The sequence below is a fragment of the Pseudoalteromonas sp. MMG007 genome (genome assembly GCF_018100985.1).
Classification (GTDB): domain Bacteria; phylum Pseudomonadota; class Gammaproteobacteria; order Enterobacterales; family Alteromonadaceae; genus Pseudoalteromonas.
The window spans coordinates 109298-125733 of the sequence record NZ_JAGJEI010000013.1 but is presented as its reverse complement, the minus strand read 5'-3'; the positions used below and the strand labels follow the sequence as shown (position 1 = coordinate 125733).

16 protein-coding genes and 3 pseudogenes are annotated in these 16436 nt (G+C 41.3%); 11 read left to right on the top strand and 8 right to left on the bottom strand.

Annotated elements, in window-relative coordinates:
* Positions 1-191: pseudogene (locus tag J8L71_RS14775) on the top strand (IS110 family transposase); the annotation flags it as partial.
* Positions 192-526: 335 nt separating this feature from the next.
* On the opposite strand, the pseudogene J8L71_RS14770 reads toward J8L71_RS14775, so the two are convergent.
* Positions 527-829, bottom strand: a pseudogene (locus J8L71_RS14770) (GNAT family N-acetyltransferase); the annotation flags it as partial.
* Positions 830-1023: 194 nt separating this feature from the next.
* Positions 1024-1170 (bottom strand): annotated as a pseudogene (locus J8L71_RS14765) (GNAT family N-acetyltransferase); the annotation flags it as partial.
* A 183-nt stretch (positions 1171-1353) separates the two neighbouring features.
* On the opposite strand from J8L71_RS14765, the gene J8L71_RS14760 reads away from it, so the two are divergent.
* The 7 genes from J8L71_RS14760 to J8L71_RS14730 all read left to right on the top strand — a co-directional run bounded on the left by J8L71_RS14760 (position 1354) and on the right by J8L71_RS14730 (position 7645).
* Positions 1354-1875 carry a DUF2796 domain-containing protein gene (locus J8L71_RS14760; RefSeq protein ID WP_211001202.1) on the top strand — a complete coding sequence of 174 codons (522 nt, stop codon included), beginning with the start codon at positions 1354-1356 and terminating at the stop codon, positions 1873-1875.
* Between the two features lie 61 nt (positions 1876-1936).
* On the top strand, positions 1937-3271 hold the full coding sequence (locus tag J8L71_RS14755) for a dihydroorotase (protein ID WP_211001201.1): 1335 nt from the start codon (positions 1937-1939) through the stop codon (positions 3269-3271).
* Between the two features lie 17 nt (positions 3272-3288).
* On the top strand, positions 3289-4212 hold the full coding sequence (folE2, locus tag J8L71_RS14750; protein ID WP_211001200.1) for a GTP cyclohydrolase FolE2: 924 nt from the start codon (positions 3289-3291) through the stop codon (positions 4210-4212).
* 32 nt (positions 4213-4244) lie between these two features.
* The gene (locus tag J8L71_RS14745; RefSeq protein WP_211001199.1) at positions 4245-4805 is read left to right on the top strand and encodes a DapH/DapD/GlmU-related protein; all 561 of its coding nucleotides are present in this window, start codon (positions 4245-4247) and stop codon (positions 4803-4805) included.
* Positions 4795-5838 carry a GTP-binding protein gene (locus J8L71_RS14740; RefSeq protein WP_211001198.1) on the top strand — a complete coding sequence of 348 codons (1044 nt, stop codon included), beginning with the start codon at positions 4795-4797 and terminating at the stop codon, positions 5836-5838. Before J8L71_RS14745 ends, J8L71_RS14740 begins: the two co-directional genes overlap by 11 nt.
* Positions 5825-7453 carry an HAD family acid phosphatase gene (locus J8L71_RS14735; protein ID WP_211001197.1) on the top strand — a complete coding sequence of 543 codons (1629 nt, stop codon included), beginning with the start codon at positions 5825-5827 and terminating at the stop codon, positions 7451-7453. The genes J8L71_RS14740 and J8L71_RS14735 overlap by 14 nt, the downstream gene beginning before the upstream one ends.
* Positions 7454-7477: 24 nt before the next feature.
* Positions 7478-7645, top strand: coding sequence for an SEC-C metal-binding domain-containing protein (locus J8L71_RS14730; RefSeq protein WP_055018984.1), 168 nt, complete (start codon positions 7478-7480; stop codon positions 7643-7645).
* Between the two features lie 89 nt (positions 7646-7734).
* Here the strand turns inward: J8L71_RS14730 and J8L71_RS14725 are convergent, their stop codons facing one another.
* Both J8L71_RS14725 and J8L71_RS14720 read right to left on the bottom strand, forming a co-directional pair.
* The gene (locus J8L71_RS14725) at positions 7735-8178 is read right to left on the bottom strand and encodes a hypothetical protein (protein WP_211001196.1); all 444 of its coding nucleotides are present in this window, start codon (positions 8176-8178) and stop codon (positions 7735-7737) included.
* A 1-nt stretch (position 8179) separates the two neighbouring features.
* Positions 8180-8758: a DUF3299 domain-containing protein gene (locus tag J8L71_RS14720; protein WP_211001195.1), complete on the bottom strand. Its 579-nt coding sequence runs from the start codon at positions 8756-8758 to the stop codon at positions 8180-8182.
* 124 nt (positions 8759-8882) lie between these two features.
* Here J8L71_RS14720 and J8L71_RS14715 point away from each other — a divergent pair, with 124 nt between their 5' ends.
* Both J8L71_RS14715 and J8L71_RS14710 read left to right on the top strand, forming a co-directional pair.
* On the top strand, positions 8883-9548 hold the full coding sequence (locus J8L71_RS14715) for an ABC transporter ATP-binding protein (RefSeq protein WP_348771811.1): 666 nt from the start codon (positions 8883-8885) through the stop codon (positions 9546-9548).
* Positions 9542-10780, top strand: coding sequence for an ABC transporter permease (locus J8L71_RS14710; RefSeq protein ID WP_211001193.1), 1239 nt, complete (start codon positions 9542-9544; stop codon positions 10778-10780). Before J8L71_RS14715 ends, J8L71_RS14710 begins: the two co-directional genes overlap by 7 nt.
* A 95-nt stretch (positions 10781-10875) precedes the next feature.
* Here the strand turns inward: J8L71_RS14710 and J8L71_RS14705 are convergent, their stop codons facing one another.
* The gene (locus tag J8L71_RS14705; RefSeq protein WP_211001192.1) at positions 10876-11376 is read right to left on the bottom strand and encodes a lactoylglutathione lyase family protein; all 501 of its coding nucleotides are present in this window, start codon (positions 11374-11376) and stop codon (positions 10876-10878) included.
* 108 nt (positions 11377-11484) lie between these two features.
* On the opposite strand from J8L71_RS14705, the gene J8L71_RS14700 reads away from it, so the two are divergent.
* Positions 11485-12351, top strand: a complete 867-nt coding sequence (locus tag J8L71_RS14700) for a LysR family transcriptional regulator (RefSeq protein ID WP_211001191.1) — start codon at positions 11485-11487, stop codon at positions 12349-12351.
* A 37-nt stretch (positions 12352-12388) separates the two neighbouring features.
* Here the strand turns inward: J8L71_RS14700 and J8L71_RS14695 are convergent, their stop codons facing one another.
* The 3 genes from J8L71_RS14695 to J8L71_RS14685 are packed head-to-tail and all read right to left on the bottom strand — an operon-like array spanning position 12389 to position 16431.
* Positions 12389-13468, bottom strand: a complete 1080-nt coding sequence (locus tag J8L71_RS14695; RefSeq protein ID WP_211001190.1) for a heparan-alpha-glucosaminide N-acetyltransferase domain-containing protein — start codon at positions 13466-13468, stop codon at positions 12389-12391.
* Positions 13452-14090 carry a hypothetical protein gene (locus J8L71_RS14690; RefSeq protein WP_211001189.1) on the bottom strand — a complete coding sequence of 213 codons (639 nt, stop codon included), beginning with the start codon at positions 14088-14090 and terminating at the stop codon, positions 13452-13454. Before J8L71_RS14690 ends, J8L71_RS14695 begins: the two co-directional genes overlap by 17 nt.
* On the bottom strand, positions 14083-16431 hold the full coding sequence (locus J8L71_RS14685; protein WP_211001188.1) for a GNAT family N-acetyltransferase: 2349 nt from the start codon (positions 16429-16431) through the stop codon (positions 14083-14085). The genes J8L71_RS14690 and J8L71_RS14685 overlap by 8 nt, the downstream gene beginning before the upstream one ends.
* Positions 16432-16436 lie beyond the last annotated feature (5 nt).

Genomic DNA, 16436 nt, shown 5'->3' with positions numbered 1-16436 from the left:
AAACTGTGGGAAGTCCAGTCATCCAACAAGTTGTTAAGCGAGAGCCAAAAACAAGTAAAGAGCGCTGGCTTAAAGCGTTAATAGAACGACGAGGAAAAAAGTGTGCAGCAGTCGCATTAGCCAATAAAACGGTTAGAACCGCTTTTTCTTTAATCAATAATAAAACAGAATATAAAGCTGTTTTATTATAAAAAAATCAAACATCAGCTTTAGCTAAATTAACAACATGTTAGACGACACAGTATAGTCACAAGAGCGAAAAGCTCGTTAACAAGAAGAGTGCTCTAACACGCGAAATTATCTTGGAGTCGAGGTAGCGCCTCATTTAGAACTCGTACATAAGAAGGCGAATTTATTTAGTTAAAATAGTTGTTGATAAATGGGAGTCCACATAAGTGATTATGGTTACTATCGTCCGCAATTGGCACTCTCCAGCCATTCAACAACATAAAATGTTGATAATAATTGGCAAGGTATTTTATTGTGTCGGATGGCGCTTCGCTTATCCGGCCTACTCATTAATGAGTTAACTACTAATTTTAATAACCGCTAACATATCGTCGTCATCCTCATCGAGGCCAGCCTCTTCAAACCCAAAGCTTGAATAAAAGTCTTTAGCAACAGGATTTTGCGGGTTATAACAAATCTCGATTTGTTCAAGCTTAGAAGTTGTTTTAATCTCTTCAATTGCCATAGCTAGTGCTTTGCGCCCAATGCCTTTACTTTGATGTGCTTGATCAACCATAAAGCGCCAAATAGAAACCTTTGTTGGGGTTTCTTTTACCCACATAAAAAAACCGACCGGCACAGCATTTAAGTAAATAACCTGAACTCTGGTTAAGAGGTTTACTAACGTATTGAGTCAAAAGTGATATTTATGCTTATTCTCTCTAGCCAGAGATTTCCAGTGAAAACAAGGCGAAATTACGCGTCAATAGCTAGCCTATTGCAAGTAAATTCAACGCAGTTAGCGCTGAAAATAGCTGCTTGAGATAGATTTATTATCCAGAGTTCAGGTTAATTCGCTTTACAGGTATACCCGCTATTGTAGTGCGCTTCTACTAACGACCACATATTACACGCCACGTATTCTTCTTGTGTTTTAGCAACCTCTAAATCGCATATGGCTTCGTAATTATTGGCGGTGATGTCTTCCAATGACAGTGTCATGCTTTTCCTTAAAAATAAATTATTTATATAGCTAAAACTTACCAGTATCTGTACCTATAAACAATAAATAGCTTTACCAACCCATTAGTAAAACGCTCTTAATTATTATCTTTTTAGGACACTATTAATATGTTATATTATAACAATTGATGTATTTAGCTCTATTTAAGTAAGGGTTAGTTTATGAAAGTGGTTACTCAAGGGCTCAGTGTTGCCCTGCTGTTAGGGTTAGGTTTTAGTGCTTATGCGCAAAAGCATGTGCATGGGGAAGGTGAGTTACTTATTGCTCAAGAGGGCAATGTGCTGCAAATGCAGTTTATTATTCCGGCTGCCGATGCCCTAGGGTTTGAACATCAAGCTGCTAACTCATCTGATAAAAATGCCATTAACGTACTCGCTCAGCAATTAAAAAATAGTAGCCACGCTATTGATATTAAAGGGCAGTGTATTTTACAAAGTACCGAAAACTCACTTGCTCACAGCCACGATGAGCACGATGAGCACGATGAGCACGATGAGCACGATCATCATAATGTTGAAGCCACCTACAATTTTAACTGCAAAACACCGGTTGTGGGCTTTTCGGTCACGCTGTTTAACTTAATGCCTTCGCTGAATGCGCTTAACGTGCAATGGATTAGTAATACGGGGCAAGGCTCAACAGAAGTAACGCGCAGTAACCCTGTAATAAGCTGGCAAAGCTAATATTTAGCCGCTAACTCATACCCATTAAACATAAATTGCTGACTAAATAAGAGCTGTAAGCATGAAAAGCCAACTAATAAAAAATGCCCAATTGGTTAACGAAGGTAAAACGCAACGTGCTGATGTACGCATTACCAACCAATTTATTGAATGCATTGCCCCTAATATCACCCCGAGCGAAAACGATGATGTAATTGACGCGCAAGGTGCCTACTTACTGCCAGGCATGATAGATGACCAAGTGCATTTTAGAGAGCCAGGCCTTACTCATAAAGGCTCTATATTAACTGAATCGCGTGCGGCAGTGGCCGGCGGTATTACAAGTTATATGGAAATGCCTAACGTTAACCCTTCAACCACAAACAAAACCGCACTTGAGGAAAAGTACGCCATAGCCGAGCAGCATTCTTATGCTAATTACTCTTTTTACCTTGGCGCAACCGAGCACAATTTAGATGATATTAAAGCGCTCGATCCTAAAAAAGTATGTGGCGTAAAGGTGTTTATGGGCGCCTCTACCGGTAATTTATTAGTAGAGAACCCACAAGCACTTGAGGGGATATTTCGCGAATGCCCTGTGCTTATAGTTACCCACTGCGAAGATGGTAAAGTAATTAGCAAAAACAATCAGCGCTATGAGCAACAAGGCATTGTGCCTAGTATTACCGACCATCCAAAAATTCGTGATGCAGAGGCGTGTTATGCCTCATCGTCGTATGCGGTGTCGCTTGCTAAAAAATACAATGCGCAATTGCATGTATTACACATAACCACCGAAAAAGAGCTGAGTTTATTTACTAAAGGCGATACAGCCAATAAGAGCATTACCGCAGAAGCCTGTGTACACCATTTATATTTTAGCGAGCAAGATTACCCAGCCTTAGGCAACTTAATAAAATGTAACCCTGCCATAAAAGCTAAAACCGATCGTGATGCGCTTATAAACGCGGTTAAAAATAATCAAATAGATATTATTGCCACCGATCATGCTCCGCATACATGGCAAGAAAAACAAACCGATTATGTTAACGCGCCAGCAGGTTTACCCTTAGTAGAGCACGCACTTTTAAGCTTACTAGAACACGTTAAACACAACCGCTTAAGCATAGAGCAGGTGGTAGAAAAAACCGCACATAACCCTGCGCTGCGTTTTAAAGTAGATAAACGCGGCTTTATAAAAGAGGGCTACTACGCCGACCTAGTGCTGGTAAGTACACAGCAAACTACAAAGGTGAGCCACGACTCTTGCCGCTACCTTTGCGGTTGGACGCCTTTTAATGGCATTGAGTTTTCATCAAAAATAGTAAGTACGTGGGTTAATGGCGAGCGCCTTTACGATGGCAAAACGGTCTCTAAACCTAGCAAACCTGCCATGCCTCTTGTTTTTAATCGTTAATTGGAATAGTTAAATTTATGAATGCTAAAAGCCATTTGCCAGATATTACTTCGCAGAATAACTCTTTGAATGCACAACCTTTACAATGGGTAGGGATGGAAGGAATTTCGCTGCCTTTGCATGTTTTACCACACGATTGCGAACCTATCCATACGCACGCCAAAGCCGACATATTTGTAAGTTTAAATAAAGCCGAAGCCAAAGGCATACATATGTCGCGTTTGTATTTGCATCTTAAAGAGCGGCTTGTAAACAAGCCTTTAACGGGCGAAAGTTTAACCGCGTTATTAAATACTATGCTGCACTCTCAACAAGGCCTAAGCCTAAGCGCTAAAGTAAATTTAGCCTTTGAGCTAACACTTAATAAGCCTGCGCTTTTATCAAGTCAGTCGGGGTATCAGGCGTATCCGGTGAATGTATGTAAAACCATTGAAGACGGTGAAATTAATACCGAGCTTAGCCTTACTATTGCTTATTCAAGCACGTGCCCGTGCTCAGCCGCGCTTTCACGAAAAGCATTAAGCGATGCCGTAGCAGAGCAATTTACAGAGCAGCACGTTGATAAAAACGCATTGCTAGAGTGGCTATCATCAGAGCAAGGCAGTATTGCTACACCACACAGCCAGCGCTCATACGCGTACATAACAATGCGTATTAAAGGTGAAGAGCTTCCTGACTTACCTGCACTTATTACACAACTAGAAAGTGCGATTGGTACGCCTGTTCAAACCGCAGTAAAACGCGAAGACGAACAAGCATTTGCCAAGCTCAATGCCGAAAACTTACTTTTTTGCGAAGATGCCGCCCGCAGAATCAAACTGGCCTTAGAGCTAAAAACCAACATTTGCGACTACCACTTTAAAGTTGAACACCAAGAAAGCTTACACGCTCACAACGCTGTAGTGTACGACCAAAAGTTTTCGCAGCAGCGTGTTATTTAAAACCTTAATTTGCATATTTAGTAGGATAAAAAATGTTAAGAAAAAACCCAAACGGCCACATGCCAAGTGTCGCACAAAGCGCATTTATAGACCCAACAGCCATTGTGTGTGGCAAAGTAATCATTGAAGACAATGTATTTATTGGCCCTTATGCGGTTATTCGCGCCGATGAAGTAGACGACACTGGCGATATGCAGCCAATTATTATTAAAAAAAATTCAAACATACAAGATGGCGTGGTTATACATTCTAAATCGGGGGCGGCGGTATCTATTGGTGAGCGCACGTCTATAGCGCATCGCTCTATTATTCATGGCCCGTGCAGCGTAGGGGATGATGTATTTATTGGCTTTAATTCGGTAGTATTTAGATCGCATGTGGGAAATGGGTGTGTAGTTAGGCATAACTGCGTTGTTGATGGATTAGATTTACCTAAAAACTTCCATGTACCGCCAATGACCAATATAGAACCCGGCTTCGATTTAAACAGCATAAGCAAAGTGCCGCCAGAATATTCAACATTTTCTGAATCGGTGGTGTCTGCAAATCACGATTTGGTAAAAGGTTACAAGAAATTGGCTAATGAACTCTAATAAGCAAACGCTAAAAGCAATACCCACTAATATTATTAGTGGTTTTTTAGGTGCAGGCAAAACCAGCGCTATTGTATCGCTACTTAAAACCAAACCACGCACTGAGCGCTGGGCGGTATTAGTAAACGAATTTGGCGAAGTAGGTATTGATGGCGCGCTACTTAATGGGCAACAAAGCCCAAACAGCGGTGTATTTATTCGCGAAGTACCCGGTGGCTGTATGTGCTGTACAGCCGGCGTGCCAATGCAAGTTGCACTTAATCAGCTGCTTAAACAAGCAAAACCAGACAGGCTTTTAATTGAACCCACAGGGCTTGGCCACCCAAAGGAAGTATTACAAACACTTTCATCATCGCATTATAAAAATGTACTGAGCTTACAAAAAACAATTACTTTAGTTGATGCCAGAAAGCTCAACGACTCGCGTTATACAAGCCATGCTACTTTTAATCAGCAAATTGATATTGCAGATATTATTGTAGGTAACAAGCACGATTTATACGCTCAAGATGACGCTGAAACATTAACTGATTACGTAATAAACCGCGCAAACCAAACACAGCAAATTGTATTTACTACACAAGGTGAAATAGCGCCTGAGTTGTTACAAGGTGAGTGCGGCTATAATCAATCGGGGCCTTACACTTCGCATACTCATACAAATTCAGGCATTAATACCCGCGAAGCGCCGTTACCCACAAATGGCATACTGTGCATTGAAAATAGCGCTCAAGGCTATCAAAGTATTGGCTGGCGTATTAGTGCAGCACACATATTTAGTAAAACCGCGCTGCACGCTTTGTTTAGCAATTTAAAAGTAGAGCGAATTAAAGCTGTTATAAAAACAGACGAAGGGAGCGTAGGCTTTAACCTAGCTGAGCAAACCTTAACCGTTACCCCTTTAAACGATTGCCAAGAAAGCCGCATAGAAATAATAGCGATACAAATTAACTCTATGTGGGCGCAACAACTCATGAACTGCTTAATTAATAATAAAACCAACTTAGAGAAAACTAACCATGAACACATTTAATACATTAACCATTGCTTTAGTCAGTGCGCTTAGTGTTGGCTGTACATCTAACCTAGCCAAAAATACTAATGAAAGTTTTTCAGCTCAGCCGGCCTCGCAGCTACAAGCCCAAACTCTACCCGCTTTAAAAATAGCGACTTGGAATGTTGAGCACCTTGCATACCCAATAGATACAGGTTGTAGAGCCAGAACGCCAAGCGAAATAGCAGCAATGAAAGCGTATGCAAAAAACTTAGACGCCGATATTATTGCATTACAAGAAGTGGGATCTAAAGAGGCGCTAGAGCAAATATTCTCTGAAGACGACTGGCAACTAATTATGTCTAGCCGAGCAGACAGCAAAGCCTATACGTGCCGACAAACGGGAGCTTTATCAACCCAGCAAAAAGTAGCCTTTGCAGTAAAAAAAGCAATACCTGTACTCAATACAGCTCCTATAGACCAATTAGGATTAGCAAGAGCAGGGCTGCGCTACGGATTACAAATAACAGTTAATACACAGCAAGGGCCAACCGATATACTGAACGTACACATGAAAAGCGGCTGTTTTGTAGACGACTACTTAAAAAGCGACTCACCTGCGTGTAAAACCTATGCACAACAAGCACCAGTGCTTAATGGCTGGGTTGAAAAACACGAAACAGCAGGCACGCCTTACATAATATTAGGTGATTTTAACCACCGTATATCAGCGCCTTACAATAGGCTAACCCGCACCTTATTAAGTGATGAGCGCTCAACTCGTATTACGACCAGCCAATTATTAGGGTGCCAAGCACGCTACCCTGCGCCTATCGATCACATTATTGTTGGCGGTATGAATGCACAAAATATTGAAGCGTCGGCTCAGGTGCATAAATTCAAAAATATGGATAACAAAGCCATGCTAAGCGACCACTGCGCTGTATCGGTTTCGCTTGCTGCTAATGCGCACTCACTGTCGTCGGCAGTGTTATGGCAAACAACCAGTAAAGAGTACAAAGCACTAGCAACTACAACCTATGAACAAGCAAAAGCAGCAGTAATGCAATTGCCAAACACAGGAAGTAACTGGGTAGCCGTGATGGATGTTGATGAAACCGTGCTTGATAATTCAGCTTATCAAAAACAAACCGAGCTTAACGGCAAAGGATATACACCACAATCATGGCAGGCATGGGTTGCAAGCAAAAAAGCCACACTGGTACCTGGTGCTAAATCGTTTATAGAAACAGTGTATAAACACGGCGGAAAAATAGCGCTTGTTACTAACCGTAATAAGCAAAACGATTTACACACGTGGAATAACCTTAAAGCCGTTGGCTTGCCTATAACGGTTGAAAACACCTGTTTAATTGGCCGTTCAGAGGCTGACAAAAACGCCGTTAATAACAACGAATTTATTAACGATAAAGACTTACGCCGCCAACAAATAAAACAAGGCACAGCCGATTGTTTTTCACCAAGTGGGCAAAATAATAACTGGCAGCAACCACAAGTTATTAAATTTCAGGTGGGAGATAACATAGAAGATTTTAGCGGCGTAACACAAGAAAGCGCCAATATAAAAACGCTACAACCCAAGCTTGGTAAATCATTATTTTTACTACCAAACCCTATGTATGGTTCGTGGTAAATACTATTAAAAAGGAAGAGTAATATGACCGATAAATCACCAGCCCCAACAGGCTCAGGCTGCACTAACACAAGCTGCTGCCCGCCACCGCAAAGCCCTGTAACACGTGACGCGCCAAAGGTAGGGCGAAACGATCCGTGTGTATGTGGTAACGGCCGTAAATATAAAAAGTGTTGTGGTAAAAACGCATAAATTGCAGCAAAGCTGCTTTTAATTTAGGTATAAAAAAAGGGCTAGCGTTGCGTTAGCCCTTTTTGTATTTAACCTAAATGTAAGTTATATCAACTGGCTACCACGCTTATTTTTTGTTCAAGCGTGAAGGGCTTTGCATTTAAAATGCCGTTAATTTGAATAACAATTTCACTATTGCCTGCCTTATTTGCCACATATTTTAAACGATGAATACCCCGGGTACTGGCAAGTTGTACAGAAGCAGCCCCTGTTAATTTTATATTTTTAGGTGCAAAAAATTTTACACTTACCGCGCTGTAACGTTTTGGTACTAAGTAACTAAAGCTTGCCGTGCTGGGGTTACCCACTTTTACCTGTGCTTGTTTAGCGTGTTCAAACGAGAAGTTTTGTAAAATAGGGGGCTGAAAGTGTTGCCGAGCAAAAGGATGAAACTGATTTAACCCCACGCCCGCATGAAACTCACACGCACCAGCGCCTAAAGAACTCAAAAAAGCTAAACCGCACAATCCTCGTTTTATATTTATGTATTTCACTTTAATCCTCGTACGGTAATACATTGTCTAACTTAAGCTGGTAAGCCGATGTGCCTAATTCGTTTTCAACGGTGTTTATCGTCAGTGTGCCTTCAAACCAAAATGCGTCATACAGGCTTTTAAGATCAACACCTTGATCAAACTTAACGTAGATTATTTGATTAGGTGGCGGCGGAGGCATATGCAGGCACGCGCCAAAATAAGGCACAATAAAAAACTCGCTAATGCGTTTACCTTCTTCTGACTCAAGCGGCACTATAAAGCCAGGTATACGCAGCTTTTTATTGTTGTAACTTTCAATCACTCGTACTGAGCTTAATGCTTGCTGGTAGCGTTTATCTTGCTCGTTTTCAAACGCTTTAGCGTCTAGGCTATTTAATGTGTCTTGCTCTGAGCCATCTTCAATTTCATATAAATACTCTGGCGGATTAAGCAATGCGTCTAAATCATCTTTAGGCATTAACTGAATCCACTCAATTTCTTCGTAACTTGTACTTTGAGCCGCTGACTCACAAGTAAATACTAAACTGGCCAAGGCTATAACACACCAAGCAACCATGTTAGTTACATATTTTGACATATTTTTATCTCAATTAGTTTATTGCTCAGCTAAAAACGTTATAACATATCAACACTTATCAAACCATAGGAGTCTCATCGTGCCTAATACAATTTCTTCGGCCTCTACTCCCTTAGCAATACATATTGACCAACTTAGCTATAAGTACCACAAAGCTGATAAGACCTCGTTTTATATTCCTAACTGGCAAGTAACGCAGGGGGAGCAGGTATTTTTACATGGCGAATCTGGCTCAGGTAAAACCACGTTACTTAATTTATTAGCAGGTGTGCTAACACCACAAAGTGGCGATATAGCCTTACTTGAGCAAGCATTTTCAACGCTTTCGTCAAAAAAGCGCGATAAATTTAGAGCGCAAAACATTGGCGTGGTGTTTCAGCAATTTAATTTAATACCGTATTTAAGTGTTTTAAAAAACATTCAACTTGCTAGCTACTTTGCTAAAACGGGCAATACGCAAATAGAGCAATACGCTAAAGCACTACTTTTAGCACTTAAATTACCAACGACTATTTTGCAAAAAGCAGCAAATACATTAAGTGTTGGCCAGCAGCAGCGTGTGGCCATTGCCCGCGCTTTAATAAATAAACCGAAACTGCTATTAGTTGACGAACCCACCTCAGCATTAGACGCCGCATCGCGAGATGCATTTATGACCCTGCTAATTGATTTATGTAAGCAACACGGCATAACGCTTGTATTTGTAAGTCACGATATGCACTTACAACAATTTTTTGAGCGCAGCGTAAATGTAACTTCGCTTTTAAAAGAGGAGGGCAGCAAATGCTAGTATCGTTAGCGTGGAGCAGCCTAGCCAGTAGGCGTAAATCGGTCATACTTACTTTTTTATCATTACTAATAAGTATAAGCGTGCTGTTAAGTGTGGAGCATATTCGCCAGCAAGCCAAAGAAAGCTTTAACAGAACCATCTCTGATGTAGATATGATTGTGGGCGCACCTAGCGGGCAGTTAAACCTTTTACTTTATTCGGTATTTAGAATGGGCAGCCCCACCAGTAATATTAATTATAAAAGCTATGAAACCCTAAAAGGCAGTTCATTAGTCAAATGGGCAATCCCTATTTCGCTTGGCGACTCGCATCGTGGTTTTAGAGTGATGGGCACCAATAATAGCTACTTTGAACACTTTAAATACGGCACTAAGCAACCACTTACTTTTAGTAGCGGCCAGCCATTTAACGCATTATTTGAAGCGGTGATAGGGGCCGATGTAGCCAAAAAGCTCAATTATAAAGTTGGCCAAAGCGTAGTGATTGCTCATGGTATTGGTAACACAAGCTTTACCCATCACGACAACACCCCCTTTATAATTAAGGGTATACTTAGCCCAACAGGCACACCGGTTGATAAAACAATACATGTAAGCTTAAACGCCATTGAGGCCATACATTTATCACCGGCAAAACAAGCTAAATTACTTAACAATGTAGACTCAGTAAACACCACACCCGAGAGCATTACCGCAGTAATGCTGGGTTTAAAGTCTAAGTTTTCAACCTTTAAATTACAGCGCGATATAAACAATTATAAAGCCGACAGGTTAATGGCCGTGTTACCCGGTGTTGCCATGACCGAGCTTTGGCAAATGATGGCAACGGTTGAAAACCTATTACGCATTATTGGTATTTTGGTGTTGGTATCGTCGTTATTTGGCTTATCAACCATGTTACTTGCCTCTATGGCACAACGTAAAAACGAAATTGCCGTGCTACGTGTATTGGGCGCAGGGCCAAGCGTTATTTTTAGCTTAGTGCTAGTAGAAGCTTTAATTTTAGTAATACTAGCAAGCGCAGCTGCAACGGCTTTACTTAGCTTAACCTTATGGCTTTTAGGTGATTGGCTAGGCGCTACTTATGGCTTATTTTTAAATGCAAACATGCTTAATGTAGAGACTTTAAAAGTAATCGCCGTTATTACTGTTGCGGCTATTATTACCTCAGCTATACCCGCGTATGAGGCCTATAAAAATGCCCTACACAGTTCGCTTGGAGCTAAAAATTAGCACCTTTAAAAATTTAATCATGTAATAAACAAAAAGGCCGCAGTAATAAATACTGCGGCCTTTGTTTTAGCTAAACTTTTTTAAATTAGCTACATTTAGTAAGCGCCTGCGCTGTAAATAAGCTCGTAGCTGTGGCTGTAAACCTCAAGGATGTTACCAAACGGGTCTTCCATGTAGATCATGCGGTATGGCTTTTCGCCTGGGTAGTAGTAACGAGGCTCTGACATACGTTTTTTACCACCTGCAGCAACAATACGCTCCGCTAAGCCTTCCACATCTGGGTCTTGTACACAAAAATGGAAGATACCGGTTTTCCAGTATTCAAAATTGTCTTTAGGGTTTTCTTGGTCTTTAAATTCAAAAATTTCTACACCAATACGGTCGCCTGTTGAAAGGTGCGCTATTTTAAATTTTTCCCATTTTTCACCAAATACTTCGGTACACATTTCGCCAATGGGGCTGTTATCTTCAGTGATCACGGTAGGCTCCATTATGGTGTACCAGCCCATCACCTTAGTGTAAAACTCTACGGCTTTTTCAACATCCGGTACTGAAATACCAATGTGCGAAAAACTACGTGGATATGTATGACTCATAATATGTCCTCTTTAACGTGTGACTTATCTTAGTTGATGGAGTTAGTTTACGAATCAGCCTTTATTAAGTAAAATTATCATTAATCATCATTTTGAGTACGTTTTGTAATGATAAATCCTACATGGTTAAACACGTTTTGCACCTTGGTTGAGGTAAATCATTTTACCCAAACCGCCGAACGCCTTTTTATGACCCAATCAGGCGTAAGTCAGCACATTAAAAAGCTAGAGAAGCAAGTAAACTGCGCGCTATTAGAGCGCCACGGCAAACAATTTACCCTTACCGTACATGGGCAAAATTTGTATCAACAAGGCAGTTTATTATTAAAAGAATGGCAATTTTTAGAACAACAATTAAAAGATGATTCGCCTTACAGTGGCCTAGTAAAAATACAATCGCCAGGTAGTTGTGGGCTACAATTTTATAGCCAGTTGTTAGCGCTGCAGGCAAAGCATACCGAGCTTAATATTGATTATCGCTTTGCACCCAATACAAGCGTAGAGCAAGCCGTAGCAAACCACAGTGCCGACATAGGATTTTTAACTCAAGCTCCCACGCTTAGCGAGGTTACTAGCCACAAAATTGGTAAAGAAGCGCTATTACTTGTTACCCCTGCACATATTAAGAACCCAACGTGGGAGGTTTTATGTGAGCTTGGCTTTATTGGCCATCCCGATGCAAAACACCACGCGCAGCTATTACTAAGCGAAAACTACAGTGAGTTTGAACATGTTGATCAAATTAAGCGCACGGGGTTTTCTAACCAAATAAGTTTAATACTGGAGCCGGTAAGTTTAGGGCTCGGTTTTACGGTGTTACCTGCGCATGCTGTTAGCGCATTTAATAAACCTGCGCTTATTAAAACGCACCATTTAGCTAATCCAATCAGCGAAAATATTTATGTATGCCATCATCGCAATAGGCCAATGGCAAAGCGCATGAATACCGTAATTGAAGCAATAAAAGCAGGCTAGGGCGCCTGTAACTGCGCCCGTAAAGCCCCTTTACAGTTTATGCTGCACGTTTAGGTTTTTGCTTAAAACCAAGTAGGATTAGCTTAATTTGCAAATACATTTTATGTACTGCAAAAGTGAGTAAACTCATAAGCGCCATTAGGCACAACGTTGGCACAAGCGACTGTGTATGATAACCAAACACTCCCATAAACCAGCAAATAAGCACCCACTGAATAACATACAAAGCGGTAACATGTTTGCTCGCATATAAAAGGGCCCGAGTAATAGGGCCATTAAATTTATTTGCAATGGCGTACTCTATAAAAGCTAAAGCACATAAATTTAAGCCAATTAAATAAATAATACCGCCGCCATTTAAGTGAAAAAAGTTACCAAACTGGCCGTTAAAATCAATAAATAACCATGCTGAACCAATGATTAGTAACGCAGCCCCTAACTTTGCGCACACGCTAAATAAGTACGCAGCATTATGCTGACTATTTATGTATAAACGCCCAAGCACGTAGCCGGTTAATATAGCGCTTATCCACGGAAATACCGGAAAATAAACTTGGTAGTTATTAGCAAAAAACAAATCGCTAATATAAGGCGAAAGCGCAAACTGCTGCCCCCTTACAAACTGGCTTACAAGTGCTATAGCCACGGCTAAACATGCAATCCATGTGGTTTTCCAGCGGGCAATATTAAGCGCACCAAACAGCAATAAGCTAACCCCGGCAAGTTGTAAAATATCACCCGTTAGCACCATAAATTGTAACTGCCCAGCACTCAATGGGCTTTGCCAGCCATACGCATTTATAAACGCCTCTGGCATGGTGTTAAATACCTCAATAGGTAGCCAAAACTTTGCTGCATTCATTAAATAGGCAAGTAGTAAAAGCTGTATGCCGCGCTTAATTAACAGCAGGGGTGTTTGCCTACGCGAAAGCGCCATAGACAGCCCCATTGCCACTAAAAACGAGGCGGTACCTTTACCAAGTATATGGATTACAGCACCAAATAGGCTTTCACTTTGAAGCGCTGTGCTTGAGTACATCCATAACGTGTGGACTAAAATCATAATAAAAACGCTCGCACCTCGGGCAAGGTCAATCGTTTTAAGACGTGTGTTCATTGGTTTTAATATCCTTTTTTGGGCAGGTTTGGCATTTTTTGTAACCTGCTAAATAATAACGACAGCACGTTAAGCGCTCGGCCGTTAAGTTAAATGGGGGGTTTAAATTAAAGTGATTACTGATCAAGGCATGTAGCTGTTTATGGCAATAGGTAATGTGCTCAGCGCTTGCTAAAGTTAAGCTATGAGCGCGCGTAAATGCGCTGTTTAGGGTGTCGAGTAATAAGCGCCCTTGCTCTTTTTTACTCAGCGCATAATCGCTATTTATCCACTTACCTACACAACTTATAAACTCAATGAGTGCATTATTTTGCTCAGTTTTACTTAATAGAGGCGCGCCTGTGAGGTTAAACCCTCGACTATAAGCGCCATTAATTTTGAGCTGTAACTGCATGGGGTTATGCGCGTTGTGTTTACACGTATACCAATAACAATAGGCATACAGAGTTTGCCAACAAAGCTGCAAATATAAATGCCGGCTAATAAATTGCGTAGGCGCATGAGGGTAATGCGCCTTGCAATGAATCGCTAATTTGCGCACTAAATCTAAGCTTGGATGAGCCGCAGCAGCCGGCTCATTTGGGCAAAATAAAAAGTGCGCAAGGGTTATGGGCTTAGCCATACAGCTTTGCCGATACCGGGTTATCTAAACTTCCGGCAAACTGTAAGCTGCCTGCTGGGTCGGTTAAATCAACCATTTGTTTATTATTGCCAAGCTGTAAGCGGTTTAAGCAAGAGTGTGCAAATTCATCACTAAAAAAGTCATACTCTTTAAAGCGCTCGTTTAAGGCAGGGTTGGCTTGTTGATACGCGTTTACACTTTGCGCAACGCCTTGCCAAAAATCGTGCTCGGTAATGCGCGCTTCTCTTACTAAAATAGCCACTAGGTATCTAAAAAAGCAGTCAAATACATCGGTAAATATACTCAATAGCTCAAGCTCTTTAGGCATAGTAATGTGAATACGCGACACTTCTTCAGGCAAAGACTCAGTGCTGTTAAGCAGCGCTACTTCTTCGCCAATGTCTTTCATGTAAGCGCCTACAGGTACTGAGTTTTTAAGCTTTAAAATGAGGTTTTCGCCGTGGGGCATAAACACTAATTTATGAGCATAAAAACAATGCACTAACGGAATAAGGTAGGCATTAAAGTAGCTTTGTAGCCAAGCGTTTGCAGTTAAGCCGCTTTGATCTATTAATGCACCTGCCATACTTTTACCGCTGTTATCTAGGTGCAGCAATGCGGCCATGGTGGTGAGCTGCTCATTATTTTGTAAATTATGGTTTGGGTTTTCGCGCCATAAACACGCAAACATTTTACGATACGGCGTATCACCGAGTGCACTTTGCTCAAAGGTGTGATGCGCATACCCTAACGTGGCGTACTCTCTAAGTGCTGTAAAGTTACACGCGCTAAGTGTTGGGTCGTGGTTTACTTTATTAAACACCCAATCATTTATGGCCGGAGTGACCGCCATATAAGCACGCGAAAGCCCGCGCATAAAGCCCATATTTAAAATAGACAGCGCCACTTTTAAATAAGGTTTATGCGGGTGCGAGCAGTTATATAATGTACGAATAGATTGTTGCGCTTGATATAAATCGTCACCTTCACCTAAATACACTAAGCGGTTATTGGCAAACTCGTTGGCAAACACCACACTTAATTTATGCTGGTACTGCCACGGATGGGCCGGCATAAATAGGTAGTCGTCGGGGTTTAGGTTTTGCGCTTTTAGCGCTTTGTTAAACGCATCACGAGTGGTTAAATCAAGCTCGCCACTAATATGGCTTGGGTAGTCACTAAAGTATTCACTATAAGCAAAATCACATACTGTTTTGTGCGCCGCTAACCACAGCACTTTAAACGGTTTACCCACTTCTGGCGCATAGCGTAAAAAGTCGCTTTTGCTAAAACCAATTCGGCCATTATTAGCCACAAATGCAGGGTGGCCTTCGCTCATTGCAGCCTCTATTTGTTGCAGCCCTAATTTCGCAAGTTCGGCTGCGCTAAGCGTGTTGTTTTCGCGTTTATAACAGGCACTGGCAAGTGTGGCGTTAAGCTCTTCAAGGTAGGTGGCTAAACGCTCGCCAGTTAAACCCAGCGCAGGGCCTTGCACACTAAAAAAGTGCAGTACATCAAGCGCTACTTGCTCATTGTTAAGGTTATAAAAACATAAGCTTGGCTCGTCTATATCTATGTGGTTAAGCGCCATAGCACGGCCATTAAATAAAAAGTAACCCCCTTCAATATTAACTTTAAAACCATGTGGGGTTTGCTCTGCAACCAATAATCGCTCGTGTACAAGCTCGCTAATGGCTTTACTTTGTAAGTGCCTATTTGCCCACTGCCAGTGGTCAAACTTTACATAGTCGTTGTTTATTGGCGTTTGCGATTTGTAATGTAAATCAACATGCGTTTCAAATGCGGCTTTATTACAAAATCCAAGGTATGCTTTTTTATCACCAAGCATTATTTGCTTAGTATGCACAAAACCTAAACGCTTATTTAAGGTATGAATTTTACTATTGGCAATATCGGGCTCTACCACTACGCGCGCATTATCGTTATGGGCAAAAATACTGTGCAATACGCACTGCATTATTTCAAAACTAAAATGGCGTTTAGGCTTTGTATTTGGCGCGAGTAAAATATGCATGCCGGTATCGTTTGGTAATACCTCATAGGCGGCTGCGAGTAACTTGTCGTGCTCAGGGTTGTAAAGCTCAACAAGGGCTAGTAGCTCATTACTTTGCTCAATAACATACGCATTATGGTGCGGGTTATTAATTATATCTTGGTAGGCGCTGCACATTTGCTCAGGGGTTTGTTTATTCATACCCCAAAAATGCGCGTAAGGCAGAGCAAGCCACTGACAAATAATAGGCATGTCGCTTTGCTGTAGTAACCGCATAGTTACATTACCGGTGTGCTGTAACGTAGTTACAAAAGATGAAAAATACATAAAAA

Coding starts and splice junctions, on each gene's coding strand:
- J8L71_RS14760 (WP_211001202.1), top strand. CDS start 1,354: ATGAAAGTGGTTACTCAAGGGCTCAGTGTTGCCCTGCTGTTAGGGTTA.
- J8L71_RS14755 (WP_211001201.1), top strand. CDS start 1,937: ATGAAAAGCCAACTAATAAAAAATGCCCAATTGGTTAACGAAGGTAAA.
- folE2 (WP_211001200.1), top strand. CDS start 3,289: ATGAATGCTAAAAGCCATTTGCCAGATATTACTTCGCAGAATAACTCT.
- J8L71_RS14745 (WP_211001199.1), top strand. CDS start 4,245: ATGTTAAGAAAAAACCCAAACGGCCACATGCCAAGTGTCGCACAAAGC.
- J8L71_RS14740 (WP_211001198.1), top strand. CDS start 4,795: ATGAACTCTAATAAGCAAACGCTAAAAGCAATACCCACTAATATTATT.
- J8L71_RS14735 (WP_211001197.1), top strand. CDS start 5,825: ATGAACACATTTAATACATTAACCATTGCTTTAGTCAGTGCGCTTAGT.
- J8L71_RS14730 (WP_055018984.1), top strand. CDS start 7,478: ATGACCGATAAATCACCAGCCCCAACAGGCTCAGGCTGCACTAACACA.
- J8L71_RS14720 (WP_211001195.1), bottom strand. CDS start 8,758: ATGTCAAAATATGTAACTAACATGGTTGCTTGGTGTGTTATAGCCTTG.
- J8L71_RS14710 (WP_211001193.1), top strand. CDS start 9,542: ATGCTAGTATCGTTAGCGTGGAGCAGCCTAGCCAGTAGGCGTAAATCG.
- J8L71_RS14705 (WP_211001192.1), bottom strand. CDS start 11,376: ATGAGTCATACATATCCACGTAGTTTTTCGCACATTGGTATTTCAGTA.
- J8L71_RS14700 (WP_211001191.1), top strand. CDS start 11,485: ATGATAAATCCTACATGGTTAAACACGTTTTGCACCTTGGTTGAGGTA.
- J8L71_RS14695 (WP_211001190.1), bottom strand. CDS start 13,468: ATGAACACACGTCTTAAAACGATTGACCTTGCCCGAGGTGCGAGCGTT.
- J8L71_RS14690 (WP_211001189.1), bottom strand. CDS start 14,090: ATGGCTAAGCCCATAACCCTTGCGCACTTTTTATTTTGCCCAAATGAG.
- J8L71_RS14685 (WP_211001188.1), bottom strand. CDS start 16,431: ATGTATTTTTCATCTTTTGTAACTACGTTACAGCACACCGGTAATGTA.